17 protein-coding genes are annotated in these 14,497 nt (G+C 66.6%); 8 read left to right on the top strand and 9 right to left on the bottom strand.

Annotated elements, in window-relative coordinates:
* Positions 1–56: 56 nt before the first annotated feature.
* Together bhcB and bhcA are read right to left on the bottom strand one after the other, a co-directional pair.
* Positions 57–1,046 (bottom strand): beta-hydroxyaspartate dehydratase BhcB, encoded by a 990-nt coding sequence (bhcB, locus tag RLN94_RS11770; protein ID WP_350131848.1) that lies wholly within the window; start codon positions 1,044–1,046, stop codon positions 57–59.
* Complete coding sequence (bhcA, locus tag RLN94_RS11765) at positions 1,046–2,236, bottom strand: L-aspartate--glyoxylate aminotransferase BhcA (RefSeq protein ID WP_350131851.1); 1,191 nt, start codon at positions 2,234–2,236, stop codon at positions 1,046–1,048. The genes bhcB and bhcA overlap by 1 nt, the downstream gene beginning before the upstream one ends.
* Positions 2,237–2,387: 151 nt before the next feature.
* Between bhcA and bhcR the strand changes: the two genes are divergently transcribed.
* Positions 2,388–3,215 carry an HTH-type transcriptional regulator BhcR gene (gene bhcR, locus RLN94_RS11760; protein WP_350131853.1) on the top strand — a complete coding sequence of 276 codons (828 nt, stop codon included), beginning with the start codon at positions 2,388–2,390 and terminating at the stop codon, positions 3,213–3,215.
* Positions 3,216–3,233: 18 nt separating this feature from the next.
* On the opposite strand, the gene RLN94_RS11755 is transcribed toward bhcR, so the two are convergent.
* Complete coding sequence (locus RLN94_RS11755; RefSeq protein WP_350131856.1) at positions 3,234–3,752, bottom strand: winged helix DNA-binding protein; 519 nt, start codon at positions 3,750–3,752, stop codon at positions 3,234–3,236.
* A 227-nt stretch (positions 3,753–3,979) separates the two neighbouring features.
* Between RLN94_RS11755 and RLN94_RS11750 the strand changes: the two genes are divergently transcribed.
* Genes RLN94_RS11750 through RLN94_RS11720 form a run of 7 tightly spaced genes read left to right on the top strand, consistent with a single transcriptional unit; the run spans position 3,980 to position 9,770 of the window.
* Positions 3,980–4,948 (top strand): TRAP transporter substrate-binding protein, encoded by a 969-nt coding sequence (locus RLN94_RS11750; protein WP_350131859.1) that lies wholly within the window; start codon positions 3,980–3,982, stop codon positions 4,946–4,948.
* Positions 4,949–5,008: 60 nt separating this feature from the next.
* Positions 5,009–5,557 carry a TRAP transporter small permease gene (locus RLN94_RS11745; protein ID WP_350131861.1) on the top strand — a complete coding sequence of 183 codons (549 nt, stop codon included), beginning with the start codon at positions 5,009–5,011 and terminating at the stop codon, positions 5,555–5,557.
* A gap of 12 nt (positions 5,558–5,569) precedes the next feature.
* Positions 5,570–6,865, top strand: coding sequence for a TRAP transporter large permease (locus RLN94_RS11740; protein ID WP_350131864.1), 1,296 nt, complete (start codon positions 5,570–5,572; stop codon positions 6,863–6,865).
* Positions 6,862–7,617: a 5-oxoprolinase subunit B family protein gene (locus RLN94_RS11735; protein WP_350131867.1), complete on the top strand. Its 756-nt coding sequence runs from the start codon at positions 6,862–6,864 to the stop codon at positions 7,615–7,617. The genes RLN94_RS11740 and RLN94_RS11735 overlap by 4 nt, the downstream gene beginning before the upstream one ends.
* Positions 7,614–8,639, top strand: a complete 1,026-nt coding sequence (locus RLN94_RS11730) for a 5-oxoprolinase subunit C family protein (protein ID WP_350131870.1) — start codon at positions 7,614–7,616, stop codon at positions 8,637–8,639. Before RLN94_RS11735 ends, RLN94_RS11730 begins: the two co-directional genes overlap by 4 nt.
* A 2-nt stretch (positions 8,640–8,641) precedes the next feature.
* The gene (locus tag RLN94_RS11725; RefSeq protein WP_350131873.1) at positions 8,642–9,418 is read left to right on the top strand and encodes a LamB/YcsF family protein; all 777 of its coding nucleotides are present in this window, start codon (positions 8,642–8,644) and stop codon (positions 9,416–9,418) included.
* A gap of 58 nt (positions 9,419–9,476) precedes the next feature.
* Positions 9,477–9,770: a hypothetical protein gene (locus RLN94_RS11720; RefSeq protein ID WP_350131876.1), complete on the top strand. Its 294-nt coding sequence runs from the start codon at positions 9,477–9,479 to the stop codon at positions 9,768–9,770.
* An 11-nt stretch (positions 9,771–9,781) separates the two neighbouring features.
* Here RLN94_RS11720 and RLN94_RS11715 read toward each other — a convergent pair whose 3' ends face one another.
* The 6 genes from RLN94_RS11715 to RLN94_RS11690 all read right to left on the bottom strand — a co-directional run bounded on the left by RLN94_RS11715 (position 9,782) and on the right by RLN94_RS11690 (position 14,466).
* Positions 9,782–10,504, bottom strand: coding sequence for a ZIP family metal transporter (locus tag RLN94_RS11715; protein WP_350131879.1), 723 nt, complete (start codon positions 10,502–10,504; stop codon positions 9,782–9,784).
* A 108-nt stretch (positions 10,505–10,612) separates the two neighbouring features.
* The gene (locus RLN94_RS11710) at positions 10,613–11,215 is read right to left on the bottom strand and encodes a tetratricopeptide repeat-containing protein (protein ID WP_350158918.1); all 603 of its coding nucleotides are present in this window, start codon (positions 11,213–11,215) and stop codon (positions 10,613–10,615) included.
* Positions 11,187–11,897 (bottom strand): ABC transporter ATP-binding protein, encoded by a 711-nt coding sequence (locus RLN94_RS11705; protein WP_350131885.1) that lies wholly within the window; start codon positions 11,895–11,897, stop codon positions 11,187–11,189. Before RLN94_RS11705 ends, RLN94_RS11710 begins: the two co-directional genes overlap by 29 nt.
* Complete coding sequence (locus RLN94_RS11700; protein WP_350131888.1) at positions 11,887–12,654, bottom strand: ABC transporter ATP-binding protein; 768 nt, start codon at positions 12,652–12,654, stop codon at positions 11,887–11,889. Before RLN94_RS11700 ends, RLN94_RS11705 begins: the two co-directional genes overlap by 11 nt.
* The gene (locus tag RLN94_RS11695) at positions 12,651–13,604 is read right to left on the bottom strand and encodes a branched-chain amino acid ABC transporter permease (protein ID WP_350131891.1); all 954 of its coding nucleotides are present in this window, start codon (positions 13,602–13,604) and stop codon (positions 12,651–12,653) included. Before RLN94_RS11695 ends, RLN94_RS11700 begins: the two co-directional genes overlap by 4 nt.
* Positions 13,597–14,466 (bottom strand): branched-chain amino acid ABC transporter permease, encoded by an 870-nt coding sequence (locus RLN94_RS11690; protein WP_350131895.1) that lies wholly within the window; start codon positions 14,464–14,466, stop codon positions 13,597–13,599. Before RLN94_RS11690 ends, RLN94_RS11695 begins: the two co-directional genes overlap by 8 nt.
* Between the last annotated feature and the right edge of the window lie 31 nt (positions 14,467–14,497).

Below are 14,497 nucleotides of genomic sequence, written 5' to 3'. Positions count from 1 at the left end.
CAGACGCCCGGGGCACAGCCCCTGGGCCAGTCATCACATGTCCCGTAGGGCGGGCTTCAGCCCGCCATCCACGGCAGCTTGTCCAGATCAACATTCCCGCCGGTGACGATCACGCCCACCCGCTTGCCCGCGAACCGCTCCCTGTTCTTCAGGATCGTCGCCAGCGGCACCGCGCTGCTGGGCTCCATCACGATCTTCATCCGCTTCCATGTCAGCTTCATCGCCTCCACGATCTCCTCCTCCGACGCGGTCAGGATGTCGCGCACATAGGTCGACACGAAATGCCATGTCAGATCCTTCAGCGGCACCTTCAGCCCGTCCGCCACCGTCTCCGGCGCGTCATCGGCGATGATGCGCCCGGCCCGGAAACTGCGATAGGCATCGTCCGCCTGCTCCGGCTCGGCGGCAATCACCTGCACATCCGGCGCCAGCTCCGACAGCGTCAGGCAGGTGCCCGAGATCATGCCGCCCCCGCCAATCGGCGCCACCACCATGTCCAGCCCGCCGGTCTGCGCCATCAGCTCCCGCGCACAGGTGCCCTGCCCGGCAATGACACGCGGGTCGTTATAGGGATGCACGAAATCGCCCCCTGTCCGCGCCTGCACCTCGGCAAACACCGCCTCGCGGCTGCTGGTCGAGGGCTCGCACTCGGTGATCGTCCCGCCATAGCCGCGCACGGCATCTTTCTTGGCCTGCGGCGCGGTGCGCGGCATCACCACGTTGCAGGGAATCCCCCGCCGCCCCGCCGCATAGCTCAGCGACAGCGCGTGATTGCCCGAGGAATGGGTGCAGACACCCTTCTCCAACATATCGTCGGGCAGCCCGAACACGGCATTCGTCGCCCCCCGCACCTTGAACGCCCCGGCCTTCTGGAAATTCTCGCATTTGAAGAACAGCTCCGCCCCGGTCAGGTCGTTGAGGTAAGAAGATGTCAACACAGGCGTCCGATGGATATACGGCCCGATCCGGTCATGCGCCGCCAGCATGTCGTCGAACCCCGGTATTAACGACTTGTTCGGGATTAACGACTTGTTAACATCCTTCATCACGCGGCCTCCCTTTGCCTTGCGCCTGCGGAGGCCCGATACACCTCCTGCGCCGCCGCCACGCCCGAGCCCAGCCGGATATCCATCCCGATATCCGCCATGCACATCTCCGCCGTCGCAATCCCGCTCAGCGCCATGACATCCGTCAGGCTGCCAAGATGCCCGATCCGGAACACCTTGCCCGCCACTTCGCCCAGCCCGGTGCCGAAGGCCGTGCCATAGACCTCGGCCGCCCGCGCCACGATATCGCTGGCATTCACCCCCGCCGACGTCCGGATGGCGCTCACCGTGTCCGACCAAAGCTCCGGCCCCGCGGCACACAGCTCCAGCCCCCAGGCGCGCACCGCCGCCCTGACCCCGTCGGCAATTCTCGCATGGCGGGCAAAGACCTGCGCCATCCCCTCCGCCAGCAGCATGTCGCAGGCCAGGTTCAGCCCGTTGATCAGCCCCACCGGCGGCGTGTACGGATACCCGCCCTGCGCATAGCCTTTCTCCATGTCGCGAATGTCGAAGAAGGTCCGCGGCAGCCGCGCCGTCTCCACCGCCGCCAGCGCCTTGCGGCTGAACGCGGTGATCGCCAGCCCGGCCGGCAGCATGAACCCCTTCTGCGACCCGGCAACCGCCACGTCGACACCCCAGTCGTCGAACCGGAACTCCATCGACGCGATCGACGACACGCCGTCAACGAACAGCATCGCCGGATGCCCGGCCTTGTCCATCGCCGCCCGCAACGCCCCGATATCCGACCGCACTCCGGTCGCCGTCTCGTTATGCGTGGCCAGCACCGCCTTGATCCGCTGCCCCCGGTCCGCCGCCAGAACCGCGCCCAACCGCTCTGCCGGAATGCCCTCGCCCCACGGCACCTCCACCACCTGCACGTCCAGCCCGTGCCGCTCGCACATGTCGATCCACCGGTGCGAGAACATGCCGTTCCTTGCCGCCAGTACCCTGTCGCCGGGCGACAGCGTGTTGGTCAGCGCCGTCTCCCACCCGCCCGTGCCGGTCGAGGGGAACAGGAACACCTCTGCGCTCTCGCTCTTCAAAATCTTCCGCACCTTGCCCCTGACCGGGTGCAGCATCTCGCCGAACACGGCCGAGCGATGGTCGATCGTCGGCATGTCGCACGCCTTGCGCAGCGCCTCGGGAATGTTCGTCGGGCCGGGAATGAAAACCGGGTTCTGCAAGCTCATCATGGGCTCCTCCATCGCCTGACCGGGACGCTAGCAACGGGCGAGCCAAATGAAAATTTTTTTGAAAACGGGTTTCAGAAAAACTGGAAACGCCGAAATTCCCGGATTATCAATCGGTTGACATTTTTCACGATGCGAAGGCGTTTTTCATATGGCGCAGGAAACCGACAGCCCCAACCGCCGCGCCCGCGGCCGCCCGCGCGGCTGGGACGACAAGACCGAACAGAACACCATCAAGTCGCTCGACCGGGCGATGCTGGTCTTCGAGCATCTCAGCCGCTTCAAGGGCCGGATGCTGACCGAACTGGCCGATGACCTGACTCAGTCGCCCGCCACGGTCTACCGCGTGCTCGTCACGCTCGAGACCCGCGGCCTCGTCGAATTCGACCCCGGCGAACAGCTCTGGCATATCGGCCCGCAGGCTTTCGTGATCGGCGCCGGCTTCCTCCGCCGCACCAGCCTCGTTGAACGCGCCCGCCCGATCCTGCGCCGCCTGATGGAACAGACCGGCGAAACCGCCAATCTCGGTCGCGAACAGGACGGGCAGGTGCTGTTCCTCAGCCAGGTCGAGACCAACGCCACCATCCGCGCCTTCTTCCCGCCCGGCACGCTGGCCGAGATGCATTCCTCGGGCATCGGCAAGGTGCTGCTGGCCCAGATGCCCCCCGACAGGGTGGCGCAGGTGCTGGCCAGCCACCCCTTGCAGGCCTTCACCGCCAACACCCTCACCGATCCGGCAAGCCTCGCCCGTGACCTCGCCACCATCCGCGAACAGGGCTTCGCCATCGACGCCGAGGAACGCAACGAAGGCATGCGCTGCATCGCCGCCCCCGTCTTCGACCACAGCCGCACCGCCGTGGCCGGCCTCTCCGTCTCCGGTCCTACAAGCCGCGTCTCCGAGGACAAGACCGAGGAGCTGAGCCGCGCCGTGATGCAGGCCGCGCAGGACCTCTCCTCCGCCCTCGGCGGGCTCCCCTGACCTAGCCGTGACCGCCTTTCAAAGCGACGCCGCCGCCCGGCTCGCCTGGTCATATTGTCCCGATAAAGACCTGAGCGTTCGCGCAAGGTCACGCATCTGAGCCCCGGTCAATTCCGAGCCGCCCGCATCCAGCAGGCACTGCCGCCGCACGTCGCGATACCCCTCGCACAGCTTTTCGCCCTTGGCCGAGGTGCGGTAGAACACTTCCTTCCCCCGCTTCTCGGAATCGATCAGTTCATGTTTCGTCAACTTCCGCAGCGAATAGTTGACGGTGTGATTGTCCTCGATATTCAGAAGGAAGGCGATATCGCTCAGCCGCTTGTCGCGCCCGCGATGGTTCACGTTATGAAGAATCAGGATGTCGAGCGGGTTCAGATCCCCCTGCCCCGCGGCCGCCATGCACCGCGTCATCCAGCGGGAAAACGCGTTGAAGGCGATGATCAGCCCGAACTCGAATTCCGACATCTCCCAGCCCTCGCCCTCGGCCAGATGCCGTGACGAAACGATCCGCCGCCCAACGTCGCCATCTCCGGACATGACCCTCCCTTTCCACTGAAAACGCTTACGTTTCGTTAATGTTTTCACATCGTATCGCCGTTTTCAACTCCGGCCACGATCTTTCCTGACACACCCGCCCGGGCATCGAGACCGATCCTCGAGACCACCCCCGGCGGGCCTGTCGATATGCGCATAAATAACAAAACGTTGACAAATTACAAGCGTTCCGTCAGCTTTGCGCCATAATCAATCAGGGAGAAAACACCATGAAACTGACCAATCTGCTCAGCGCCGCCGCCCTTGCGACGGCCGTCGCCCTTCCCGCCTCGGCCGAGACATGGGACATGCCGACCCCCTACCCGGATGCGACCTTCCACACCGTCAACATCAGCGAATTCGCCTCCGACGTGTCCGAGGCCACCGATGGCGGGCTGGAAATTACCGTCCACTCCGCCGGCTCGCTCTTCAAACACCCCGAGATCAGCAAGGCCGTCCGCAGCGGCCAGGTGCCGATCGGCGAATTCTTCCTGTCGCTGCTGGCCAACGACAACGCCGTCTTCGGCGCCGACTCGCTGCCCTTCCTCGCCACCAGCTACGAGGATGCGCAAAAGCTGTGGGACGCCCAGAAAGACGTGGTCACCAAGCTGCTCGACGAACAGGGGCTGATGCCGCTCTACGCCGTGCCGTGGCCGCCGCAGGGGCTGTACACCACCAAGGAAATCAACTCCGTCGAAGACCTCGCCGGCCTGAAGTTCCGCACCTACAACGCCACGCTGGAGGAGTTCGCCAACCTCGCCGGCGCGGCCCCCACGCAGGTCGAAGTACCCGACATCCCGCAGGCCTTCAGCACCGGCCGGGTCGAGGCGATGATCACCTCGCCCTCCACCGGCGCCAACTCGCAGGCCTGGGATTTCCTGTCGCACTACACCGACATCCAGGCGTGGATCCCGAAGAACATCGTCGTCGTCAACAAGCGCGCCTTCCAGCGGCTTGACGAGGAAACCCAGCAGGCCGTGCTCGACGCCGCGGCCGCCGCCGAAACCCGCGGCTGGGAGATGAGCCAGAAGGAAACCGACGAACAGACCGCCGTGCTCGAGGAAAACGGCATCACCATCGTCGAACCTTCCGAAGAACTGATGACCGGCCTGCGCGAGATCGGCGAGCAGATGCTTGCAAACTGGAAGGAAGAGGCGGGCGAAGACGGCGCCGCCCTGCTCGACGCCTACCAGCAGTAACGGCCACCGGCCTGCCGGGCGCCTTTCCGCGCCCGGCCACCCCCTGACAGGAGAATGCCCATGCGGAGCATCCTGAACACCCTGTACCGCGCGGCGGGCGGGCTGGCGGCCCTGTTCATCCTCGCCATCACGCTTCTGGTCTTTGCGCAGGTCGGCCTCAACCTCGCCGACAAGATTGCCGCCGCCATCACCGGCCGCGGCGTCGGGCTGACCATCCCCTCCTACGCCGATTTCACCGGCTTCTTCCTTGCCGCCTCCACCTTCCTTGGCCTCGCCTATACCCTGCGCGAAGGCGGGCATATCCGCGTGACGCTGATCACCACCCACCTGCCCGACCGCGCCCGCCGCGGCACCGAGATCGCCATGACGGCCATCGCCCTCGCCATGACGAGCTTCGCCACCTGGTACATGATCCAGCTTGTCCTGGAATCGCACGAGTTCGGCGACAAGAGCGCCGGCATGGTCTCCGTCCCCCTCTGGATTCCGCAGATCCCCGTGGCCCTCGGCCTCGCCATCCTGTCCATCGCGCTCCTCGACGAACTGGTCGAGCTGCTGCGCGGCCGCCCGCCCTCGTGGGAGGGCAAGGGCGAAAACCTTCTCAACGAATAGGATCGCCCGGCCATGACCGTCACCCTGCTCTCTGTCATCCTGCTGATCCTGCTCTTTGCCTTCCTCGGGGCGGGCCTCTGGGTGGCGCTGGCGCTTCTCGGCGTCGGCATCGCCGGCATGGCGCTTTTCTCCAACGCGCCCCTCGGCCTTGTCATGGCCACCACCATGTGGGGTCACGGAAACAACTGGGCCCTCGCCGCCCTGCCGCTCTTCATCTGGATGGGCGAGATCCTCTTCCGCTCGCGCCTTTCCGAAGACATGTTCGCCGGCCTCGCCCCGTGGATGAACCGCCTGCCCGGCCAGCTTCTGCACGTCAACGTCTTCGCCTGCGGGATCTTCGCGGCGGTCTCCGGCTCCTCAGCCGCGACGGCGGCCACCATCGGCAAGCTCTCCATCCCCGAACTCAAGGAACGCGGCTACCCCGAGAAGATGGTGATCGGCACGCTGGCGGGCTCTGCCACGCTGGGCCTGCTGATCCCGCCCTCGATCATCCTCATCGTCTATGGCGTCGCGACCGAGCAATCCATCGCCCGGCTCTTCGTGGCGGGCGTCCTGCCGGGGCTGATGCTGGTGGCGCTCTTCGTGGGCTTCCTCGCCGTCTGGTCGATGCTCAACCGCCACCGCCTGCCGGATGAAGCCGAGAACGTGCCCTTCCGCGAACGCCTCCGCCGCTCGCGCCGGCTGATCCCGGTGCTGCTTTTGATCCTCGGCGTGATCGGCTCGATCTATGCCGGCCTCGCCTCGCCCACCGACGCGGCGGCGGTCGGCGTGGTGCTGGCCCTGATCCTGTCATGGAGCTCCGGCTCGCTGACCTTCCAGACCTTCAAGGACGGGCTGATGGGCGCCATGGCCACCTCCTGCATGATCGCCTTCATCCTTGCCGGCGCCTCCTTCCTGACCGTGGCCATGGGCTTCACCGGCATCCCCCGCACGCTGGCCGAATGGATCGGCGCGATGGAGCTGTCGACCTTCACCCTCCTCGCGGCGCTCACCATCTTCTTCGTCATCCTCGGCTGCTTCCTCGACGGCATCTCCGTCGTCGTCCTCACCGCCTCGGTCATCATGCCGATGGTGCTCGAGGCCGGGATCGACCCGCTCTGGTTCGGCATCTTCCTCGTCATCGTCGTCGAGATGTCGCAGATCACCCCGCCCGTGGGCTTCAACCTCTTCGTGCTGCAATCCCTGACCGGCCGCGACATCCTCAGCGTCGCGGTGGCGGCCCTGCCGTTCTTCTGCCTGATGATCGTGGCCATCGTGCTGATCATCGTCTTCCCGGAAATCGTCACCTACCTGCCGGGGCGGATGTGACCGGGGGCGGCGCAGATACCACTAAGCAAACCGCCCCCCGCATCCGCACCGCGGGGGTCGACGGGATGCTGGTCAGCTTCGGCGACAGCCTGAGCGAACCGGCCAACCGTGCCGCGCTGGCCTTCCGCGCCGAAATCGAGCGGCAGGGCTGGGACGGGGTCGAGGAAAGTACCACCTCGCTGGTCTCCGCCTACCTGCGCTTCGACCCGCTGCACCTTGGCCATGGCGAACTGAAGGACAAGCTCGACACTCTGCTCTCCGACCGCGACTGGTACGACGCGCCGCTGCCCTCCGGCCGCCGCCTCTGGCGCATCCCGGCGGTGTTCGGCACCGACCTCGGCCCACAGCTTGAGCAAGCGGCAGAGGCGGCGGGCGTCACCCCCGAACAGGCCATCAAGGACTTCACCCAGACCCGCGTGCGCGTCCAGACCATCGGCTTCGCCCCCGGCCAGCCCTACCTTGGCGAATTGCCGCAAGCCTGGGACATCCCCCGCCAAAGCACCCTCACCAGCCGCATCCCGGAAGGCGCGCTCGCCGTCGCCATCCGGCAACTGGTGCTCTTCTCCGTCGCCACCCCCACGGGCTGGCAGCATATCGGCCAGACTGCCATGCGCCTCTTCCAGCCCGAGGCGGAGGAGCCATTCCTGCTGCGCCCCGGCGACGAGGTGGAGTTCACCGAGACCGACGCCGAAACCCTGTCGAACATGCGCGACGACCCACACGGCGGCGCGGAGCGGTCGGAGCTGTCATGACCGACACGCTGACCATCCACCGCGCCGGGCCGGGCCTGACCCTGCAGGATACGGGCCGCCCCGGCTACCTCGCCCTCGGCCTCTCGCGCGGCGGCGCGGCCGACCGGCTGGCGCTGGCCGAGGGCGCGGCGCTGCTCGGGCAATCGGCGAACCTCACCGCCATCGAGATGGCCGGCATGGGCGGCGAGTTCGAGGCCAGCCGCGACACAAGCATCGCGCTGACCGGCGCGCCGATGGCCGTCAGCATCGACGGCACCCGCATCGCCTGGAACGCCAGCCACACCTTGCCTGCCCATGCGCGGCTGACCATCGGCACGGCGAGCGAAGGCGCCTACGGCTACCTCCATGTCGGCGGCGGCGTCCGCCCGCCCGAACGGCTCGGCGCCCACTCGGCCCACCTGGCAGCCGGGATCGGCGGGCCGCTCGAGGCCGGCGACAAGATCGACCTCGGCCCCGACGACCGCACCACCACCGGCCTGACGCTCCCCAAAGACCCCCGCTTCGCCGGCGGCACCATCCGCATCCTGCCCTCGATCCACACCGACGCCTTCCCGCAAGACCTCTGCACCCGGTTCGAAGACACCGCCTTCACCCGCGACACCCGCGGCAACCGCATGGGCGTGCAACTGAAATGGGAGGGCGACGGCTTCCTCCCCGAGATCGGCCGCAAGATCGTCTCGGAAGTCATCATGCCCGGCGACATCCAGATCATCGGCGACGGCACGCCCTACGTACTGCTCAGCGAATGCCAGACGACCGGCGGCTACCCCCGGATCGCCACCGTCCTGCCCTGCGACCTGCCTCGCATCGCACAGGCCCCGGCAGGTGCGCCGCTCCGGTTCCGCTTCGTCACCCTCGAAGACGCCGTCGAGGCCGAACGCAAGGCCGCCCAGGCCATCGCCGACCTGCCGAAACGCCGCCAACCCCTGATCCGCGACCCGGCCACCATCCCGAACCTGCTGGCCTACCAGCTCATCTCGGGCATGACGGCAGGCCGCGAGCTTGACCCTGAAGGAGCCTGACAATGTCACGAACCGTCGACCTGAACGCCGATATGGGCGAAAGCTTTGGCCCTTGGGTCATGGGCCGCGATGCCGACCTGCTGGATGTCATCACCTCCGCCAACATCGCCTGCGGCCTGCACGCGGGCGACTGGGACACCATGGCGGAAACCATGAAGCGGGCGGTCGCCAACGGCGTGGGCCTCGGGGCCCATCCCGGCTTCCCCGACCTTCAGGGCTTCGGCCGCCGCCGGATGCACATACCCGCCGCCTCGCTTGCCAACCTCGTCCGCTACCAGGTCGGCGCGGCGCAAGGGATGGCGCGGGCGGCGGGCGGCAGGATCAGGCACCTCAAGCTGCACGGGGCGATGGCCAACATGGCCTCGGAAAACGAGGCCATGGCCCGCACCTGTTACGAGGCCGCCCTGTCCGTCGCGCCTGACCTGATCGTCATGGTCCTGGCCGGCACCGCGCAGGAAAAGGCAGCGCGTTCAATCGGTTGCCCCATCGCGCACGAGATTTTCGCCGACCGCGCCTATAACGACGACGCCACCCTCGTCGACCGCAGCCAGCCCGGCGCGGTGATCCACGACGCGGCGCTTGCCGGGCAGCGCATGGTCGAGATGGTCCGCGAGGGCGCCATCATCACCGAAAGCGGCAAGCGGATCGACACCCGCATCGACACGATCTGCCTGCATGGTGACACCGCCGAGGCGGTCGATATCGCCAAGACGGTCCGGCAGGCGCTCAAGGACGCGGGGATCGGCCTGCGCCGGTTCCACGACGAGGCCGCATCTTGAGCGGTTGCGGCGCTGTGGTATCATGGGGGTGCATACAAGGTCTTTACGGAGGCATGAGATGCATTCAGACCTGCAAACCCGCCGCCGCGTGCTGCTCGTCACCTATCGCCGGTATCTCGAGGCCGAACGCGCCCTGACGCTGGCCCGGCAGGAGATGAAGGCGTGGTTCCCCGCCGCCGCCCGGCCGGGGGAGACGGCCATCGGCCAGCCCGGCTCGCGCATCCGGCGCGTCTATGACCGGCGCGAGCGGGCGATCCTGCAACTTGCTGCGGCGAAAGAGAAATTACGGATCGCGCGCGTCCGGCTGGCGGCCCGGCGGCCGGCGCCCTTGCAACTGATCTGGGTCCGGTAAGGGGGCCCTTGTCAGCCGCCGATATGGGTGACGAGGGCGTGGCCGACCATGCCGAGCGAGAAGCCCAGCAGCGCGGCGAGGGAGGGCGCCTGGCGGTGCTCCAGATGGGCCTTCACGGCGATGTCCTGGAAGGTCAGAAACAGGATGCCGCCCGCCGCCGTCATCATGATCATGCCGGTCAGAAGCGGTTGATCCGCAAGGAAAAAATACCCCAGCAGCACCGCCGCCGGACCCAGCAGAGACAGGGTCAGGAAGATGCACATGATGCGGCGGCCGCGGTGGTCGCCGGCTTGCAGTTCGCGCCAGGAGTTGAAGGCCTCGGGGAGGTTCTGGGCGCCGATGAGGAAGGCGAGCAGGGCCGCCTCGGCGGTGCGGGCGGCCATCATGGCGCCGAGGGCCGCGGCTTCGGGGACGAAATCGGTCAGCATGGCGATGAACTGGGCGTTCTTCGAGGCGTTCTGATTCTGCAGGTGTTCCAGCAGGGCAAAGATCGCGCCGCCCGCGAAGAAGGACAGGACAGCCACCCAAATTGGAAGCATTTCAAGGGCTTGCGGGACCAGAACGAAGGCCACGGCCGAGACGAGGATGCCGCCGCCGAAGGCGATGACGCTGTGGCGGACCTCTTCTTCCAGCCAGTTGGGCTGGATGCGTTCGATGCTGGCCAAGTACCCCCCGGCGGGGATCATCAAGCCGGCGAAAAGGCCGTAGACTATGGCGAGAAGCACGTCGGGCATGGCACGAGAGTAGGGGTTTCGGGGCGGGGATCAAGGCCGCCGGAAATCCCGAAATCCAACGTCGGTATTTTGTCGGTATTACGTCGGTGCGCCGGACCGACGCCCGCATCAGCCCCCGGGCGGATCGGGGATCAGCAGGCAGGCCGACAGAACCCGGCGCGTGTCGTCGAAGATCGAAGGCCGCTCGCCCCGCCAGCGGCCGAAATGGCGGTGCGCGGGCAGCGGCCCGTCACCGGCGAGGCCCGCCATGGTCTCGCGCGTCTCCTCGGCGAAGTTGCGGTAGCGGGTGCGCAGGTTGTCGTGGAACGTGTCGCGGTGGCGCACCTCCATCCGCAGATGGAAGAGCGAGCTGCGCGCCCGGGGGCGGATTTCCACCGCCTCGATGAAGGCGCCGACCCCGGCCCATTCGGTCAGCGCGCGGCGGGCCCGTGCCCGTGCCTTGCGCACCCGGCCCTGCCGGGCGAAAACCCGGGCCAGGGCCGCCGGCGCCGTGGCGCGGCGCGGGTCGCCCTTGCCAAAGCCCATCATCGCGATCCGGTCGGCCAGACCGAACAGCCAGCGCGCGCGGCCCACGCGCCCCTCGTCCCACGCCCGGTTGCCGGCTTCCATCGCCCGTTCCCAGACCAGTTCGGACCGGCGCCAGCCCGCCTCGCGCGCAAGGCGCATCTCGATATCGCCGCGCTCAAATCCCCAGATATGCCGCGCGGACATGTTCGTTCTCATGTAGCTCACTTGCCGGTCCATTCAGGTTGCAGTTTCCGGTTTCCAGAACATAGGCGTGATCGGCCAGTTCGAGCGCCAGTTCGGCGTTCTGCTCGACCAGCACGACGGCCAGCCCCTGCTGCTGGTTGATCTCGCGGATGATCTCGGCAATCTCATCGACGATGACGGGCGCCAGCCCCATCGACGGCTCGTCCATCAGCAAAAGGCGCGGCTTCGACATCAGCGCCCGACCGATGGCCAGCATCTGCTGCTCGCCGCCCGACAGGGTCTGGGCCCGCTGCCCGCGCCGTTCCTGCAGGCGGGGGAATTTCCGGTAGACGGTCGCGAGATCGGTGGCGATCCCGTCCATGTCCTTGCGCAGGAAGGCCCCGGTGCGCAGGTTCTCCTCGACCGTCATGTCTGGGAAAATGCGCCGGCCTTCCGGAACATGCGCGATGCCGTGCGCGACGACCTTGCTGGCCGGCAGCCCGTCGATGCGCTTGCCCTCGAACGTGATCTCGCCCGCCGTCACCGGCAGCATGCCCGACATGGCGCGCAAGGTGGTGGTCTTGCCCGCGCCGTTGCCGCCGATGATGGTGACGATCTGGCCCGTGTCCACGGTCATCGAGATGTCGCGGATGGCAGTGATCTTGCCATAGGCGGCCGACACGCCCTTCAGCTCAAGCAACATGGCGCGACCCTCCGAGATAGGCCTCGATCACGTCGGGGTGGTTGCGGATCTCGTCCGGCCCGCCCTCGGCCAGGAACTTGCCGAAGCTCATGCAGGTGATGGTGTCGCACAGCCCCATGATCGCCTGCATGTCATGTTCGACGATCAGGATGGTGATCCCCTCGTCGCTGAGCTTTTTCATCAGGGTCATCATGCGCCGGGTCTCTTCCGGGTTCATGCCGGTGAAGGGCTCGTCGAGCAGCATCACGTCGGGGTGGCTGGCATAGGCCACGGCCAGCCCCAGCGCCCGCTGGTGGCCATGCGACAGGTCGCCGGCGCGTTCACCCTTGAGGTGGTCGATGCCGAAGAATTCCAGCGCCTCGGTCGCGCGGGCCCGTGCCTTTTGCCGGTCCTCCTTGTCCCAGCCGAAGATCGCGGCGATGACATTGGGGCGGAAGGGCATGTGCGTGCCGATCAGCGCGTTCTCCATCACCGTCAGCTCGGCGAAAAGCGTCGAGTGCTGGAAGGTGCGCACCACGCCCCGGCGGGCGACCTCGTGCATCTTGAGGCCCGAAATTTCCTCTCCCCGCAGCAGGACCTGCCCGCCGCTGGGCGTGTAGAAGCCCGAGATCATGTTGAACGTGGTGGTCTTGCCCGCGCCGTTCGGCCCGATCAGCCCGTGAATTTCCCCCTGCTTCACCTTGAAGCCGAGGTGGTCGACGGCGGTCAGCCCGCCGAAACGCATGGTCAGGTCCCTGACCTCCAGCAGGTCGGTCATGACTTGGCCTCCTTCCGGGTGAACCGTTGCACGATGCTTTCCAGCCCGTTGGGCAGGAACAGGATCGAGGCGATGAGGATGGCGCCGTAGATCAGCGGGCGCAGCTGTTCGAACCCCATCTCGCGCAGCACGATCTCGTTCAGCACGGTCAGCAGCACGCAGCCGAGGATCGGCCCGTAGAAGGTGGCGGTGCCGCCGACGATAGCCCATGTGAGGACGAAAACCATAACCTCGACATCGAAGCTGTTGGGGTTGATGGTGCCCACGTAATGCGCCATCAGCGCGCCGCCGATCCCGGCAAAGCCGGAGGCGATGGCGAAGGCCAGCGTGCGGTAGGCGCGCAGGTTCACGCCCGACGCCTCGGCCAGCTTGTCCTGCCAGTGGACGGCGTGGAAGGTCAGGCCCACGGGGCTTTTCTCGATCCGCCAGAGGATCCAGAGGCAGAGGATCACGATGGTGCCGGCGAAGTAGTAATAGCTGATCGGTTCGAAGAAATCGAAATCGTAGATGCCGATCGAGAAGTCGGGCATCGGGTCGATCCCCTTGATGCCCTTGGGCCCGCCGAATGGTTCGCGGAAGCGTTTCCACAGAAGGCGGATGATCTCGCCCGCCGCGAAGCTGCCGATGAGGAAGTAGAACCCCTTCATCCGGAAGAGCGGGAAGCTGAGCAGGATGGCGATGAGGGCCGCCGTGATGCCGCCCAGCAGCATCGAGACCGGCACGAAGACCCCGAATTCCTTGGTGTAGAGCGCGCTGGCATAGGCGCCGACGCCCATGATCACCACGTGGCCCAGCGACCATTCGCCGGTCAGCGTGAGCAGGCGGTAGGTGCTGACCAGAAGCACGTTGATGGTCAGGAAGACGAGGATTTCCTGCTGCGAGAAGCTGAGCCCGTGGGGGAGCAGGACGAGGGCGACAAGGGCGATGGGCCAGAGGAGGTATTTAAGCACGGTCCGCACTCCCGAAAAGCCCGGTCGGCTTGACGATCAGCACCAGCAGCATGAGCGAGAGGCCGACGATATCGGCGATCACCCCGTCATAGAAGGTGGTGACGAAGGTGTGCACGACCGCGTAGACGACCGAGGCCACGACCGCGCCCTCGAGGCTGCCGACACCGCCGACGATGATGACGATGAAGGCGGTGACGATGACCGAGTGGCCCATATGCGGGTTGACCGAGACGAGGGGTGCCGTAAGGGCGCCTGCGATGCCGGCGAGGCCCGCGCCGATGAACATGGCGATGCGGGCGGTCTGGTTGATCGAGATGCCTTGCAGTTCGGCCGCTTCGGGGTCCTGTGCCGAGGCGCGGAGGGCCCAGCCGAATTTGGTGCGCTTGAGGAAGTACCAGAGGGCGCCGAGAAGGACGATGGCGGCGATGATGACGAAGAGGCGGGAGAGGGGGAGGCGGACCTTGTCGGAGAAGACGATCACCTCCTGCGTCACCGGGGGGATGTGCTCCATCCGGACGCCGTAGCCCATGACGGCGAGCGCCTGCAGGATCATCAGGAAGCCGATCGAGGCGACGAGGCCGCCCAGGGGGTTGTCTCGCAACGGTCGGAAGAGCGCGCGTTCCATCAACAGGCCGAGCACGCCCACGAAGACGAGGCCAAGGGCGACGGCCACGAGGAAGGGCAGGTGCAGGTCGGCGTAGAAGGTGACCACCGCGTAGGCGCCGGCCATGAACAGCTCGCCATGGGCGAAGTTGATCACGCCCATGACACCGAAGATCAGGACCAGCCCCACCGCGACGAGCGAGATGTAGCTCGCGGCATAGACGGCGTTCAGGCAGGTCTGCGCCAGTAATTCAATCATCAGGGTATGTCTTTCCGTGCAGGTAGAGAGC

Source organism: Roseovarius sp. (genome assembly GCF_040223625.1).
GTDB lineage: Bacteria > Pseudomonadota > Alphaproteobacteria > Rhodobacterales > Rhodobacteraceae > Roseovarius.
Note: the sequence above shows the minus strand (reverse complement) of the source record. Positions and strands in the feature narration are given on the sequence as shown.

What these genes read in the sequence shown, in the direction of transcription:
- RLN94_RS11710 (WP_350158918.1), bottom strand. Translation starts at nt 11,215, where the DNA reads ATGTCCGCGCGGCATATCTGGGGATTTGAGCGCGGCGATATCGAGATG.
- RLN94_RS11730 (WP_350131870.1), top strand. Translation starts at nt 7,614, where the DNA reads ATGACCGACACGCTGACCATCCACCGCGCCGGGCCGGGCCTGACCCTG.
- RLN94_RS11705 (WP_350131885.1), bottom strand. Translation starts at nt 11,897, where the DNA reads ATGTTGCTTGAGCTGAAGGGCGTGTCGGCCGCCTATGGCAAGATCACT.
- RLN94_RS11690 (WP_350131895.1), bottom strand. Translation starts at nt 14,466, where the DNA reads ATGATTGAATTACTGGCGCAGACCTGCCTGAACGCCGTCTATGCCGCG.
- RLN94_RS11745 (WP_350131861.1), top strand. Translation starts at nt 5,009, where the DNA reads ATGCGGAGCATCCTGAACACCCTGTACCGCGCGGCGGGCGGGCTGGCG.
- RLN94_RS11720 (WP_350131876.1), top strand. Translation starts at nt 9,477, where the DNA reads ATGCATTCAGACCTGCAAACCCGCCGCCGCGTGCTGCTCGTCACCTAT.
- bhcB (WP_350131848.1), bottom strand. Translation starts at nt 1,046, where the DNA reads ATGAAGGATGTTAACAAGTCGTTAATCCCGAACAAGTCGTTAATACCG.
- RLN94_RS11750 (WP_350131859.1), top strand. Translation starts at nt 3,980, where the DNA reads ATGAAACTGACCAATCTGCTCAGCGCCGCCGCCCTTGCGACGGCCGTC.
- RLN94_RS11725 (WP_350131873.1), top strand. Translation starts at nt 8,642, where the DNA reads ATGTCACGAACCGTCGACCTGAACGCCGATATGGGCGAAAGCTTTGGC.
- RLN94_RS11740 (WP_350131864.1), top strand. Translation starts at nt 5,570, where the DNA reads ATGACCGTCACCCTGCTCTCTGTCATCCTGCTGATCCTGCTCTTTGCC.
- RLN94_RS11700 (WP_350131888.1), bottom strand. Translation starts at nt 12,654, where the DNA reads ATGACCGACCTGCTGGAGGTCAGGGACCTGACCATGCGTTTCGGCGGG.
- RLN94_RS11755 (WP_350131856.1), bottom strand. Translation starts at nt 3,752, where the DNA reads ATGTCCGGAGATGGCGACGTTGGGCGGCGGATCGTTTCGTCACGGCAT.
- bhcA (WP_350131851.1), bottom strand. Translation starts at nt 2,236, where the DNA reads ATGAGCTTGCAGAACCCGGTTTTCATTCCCGGCCCGACGAACATTCCC.
- RLN94_RS11715 (WP_350131879.1), bottom strand. Translation starts at nt 10,504, where the DNA reads ATGCCCGACGTGCTTCTCGCCATAGTCTACGGCCTTTTCGCCGGCTTG.
- bhcR (WP_350131853.1), top strand. Translation starts at nt 2,388, where the DNA reads ATGGCGCAGGAAACCGACAGCCCCAACCGCCGCGCCCGCGGCCGCCCG.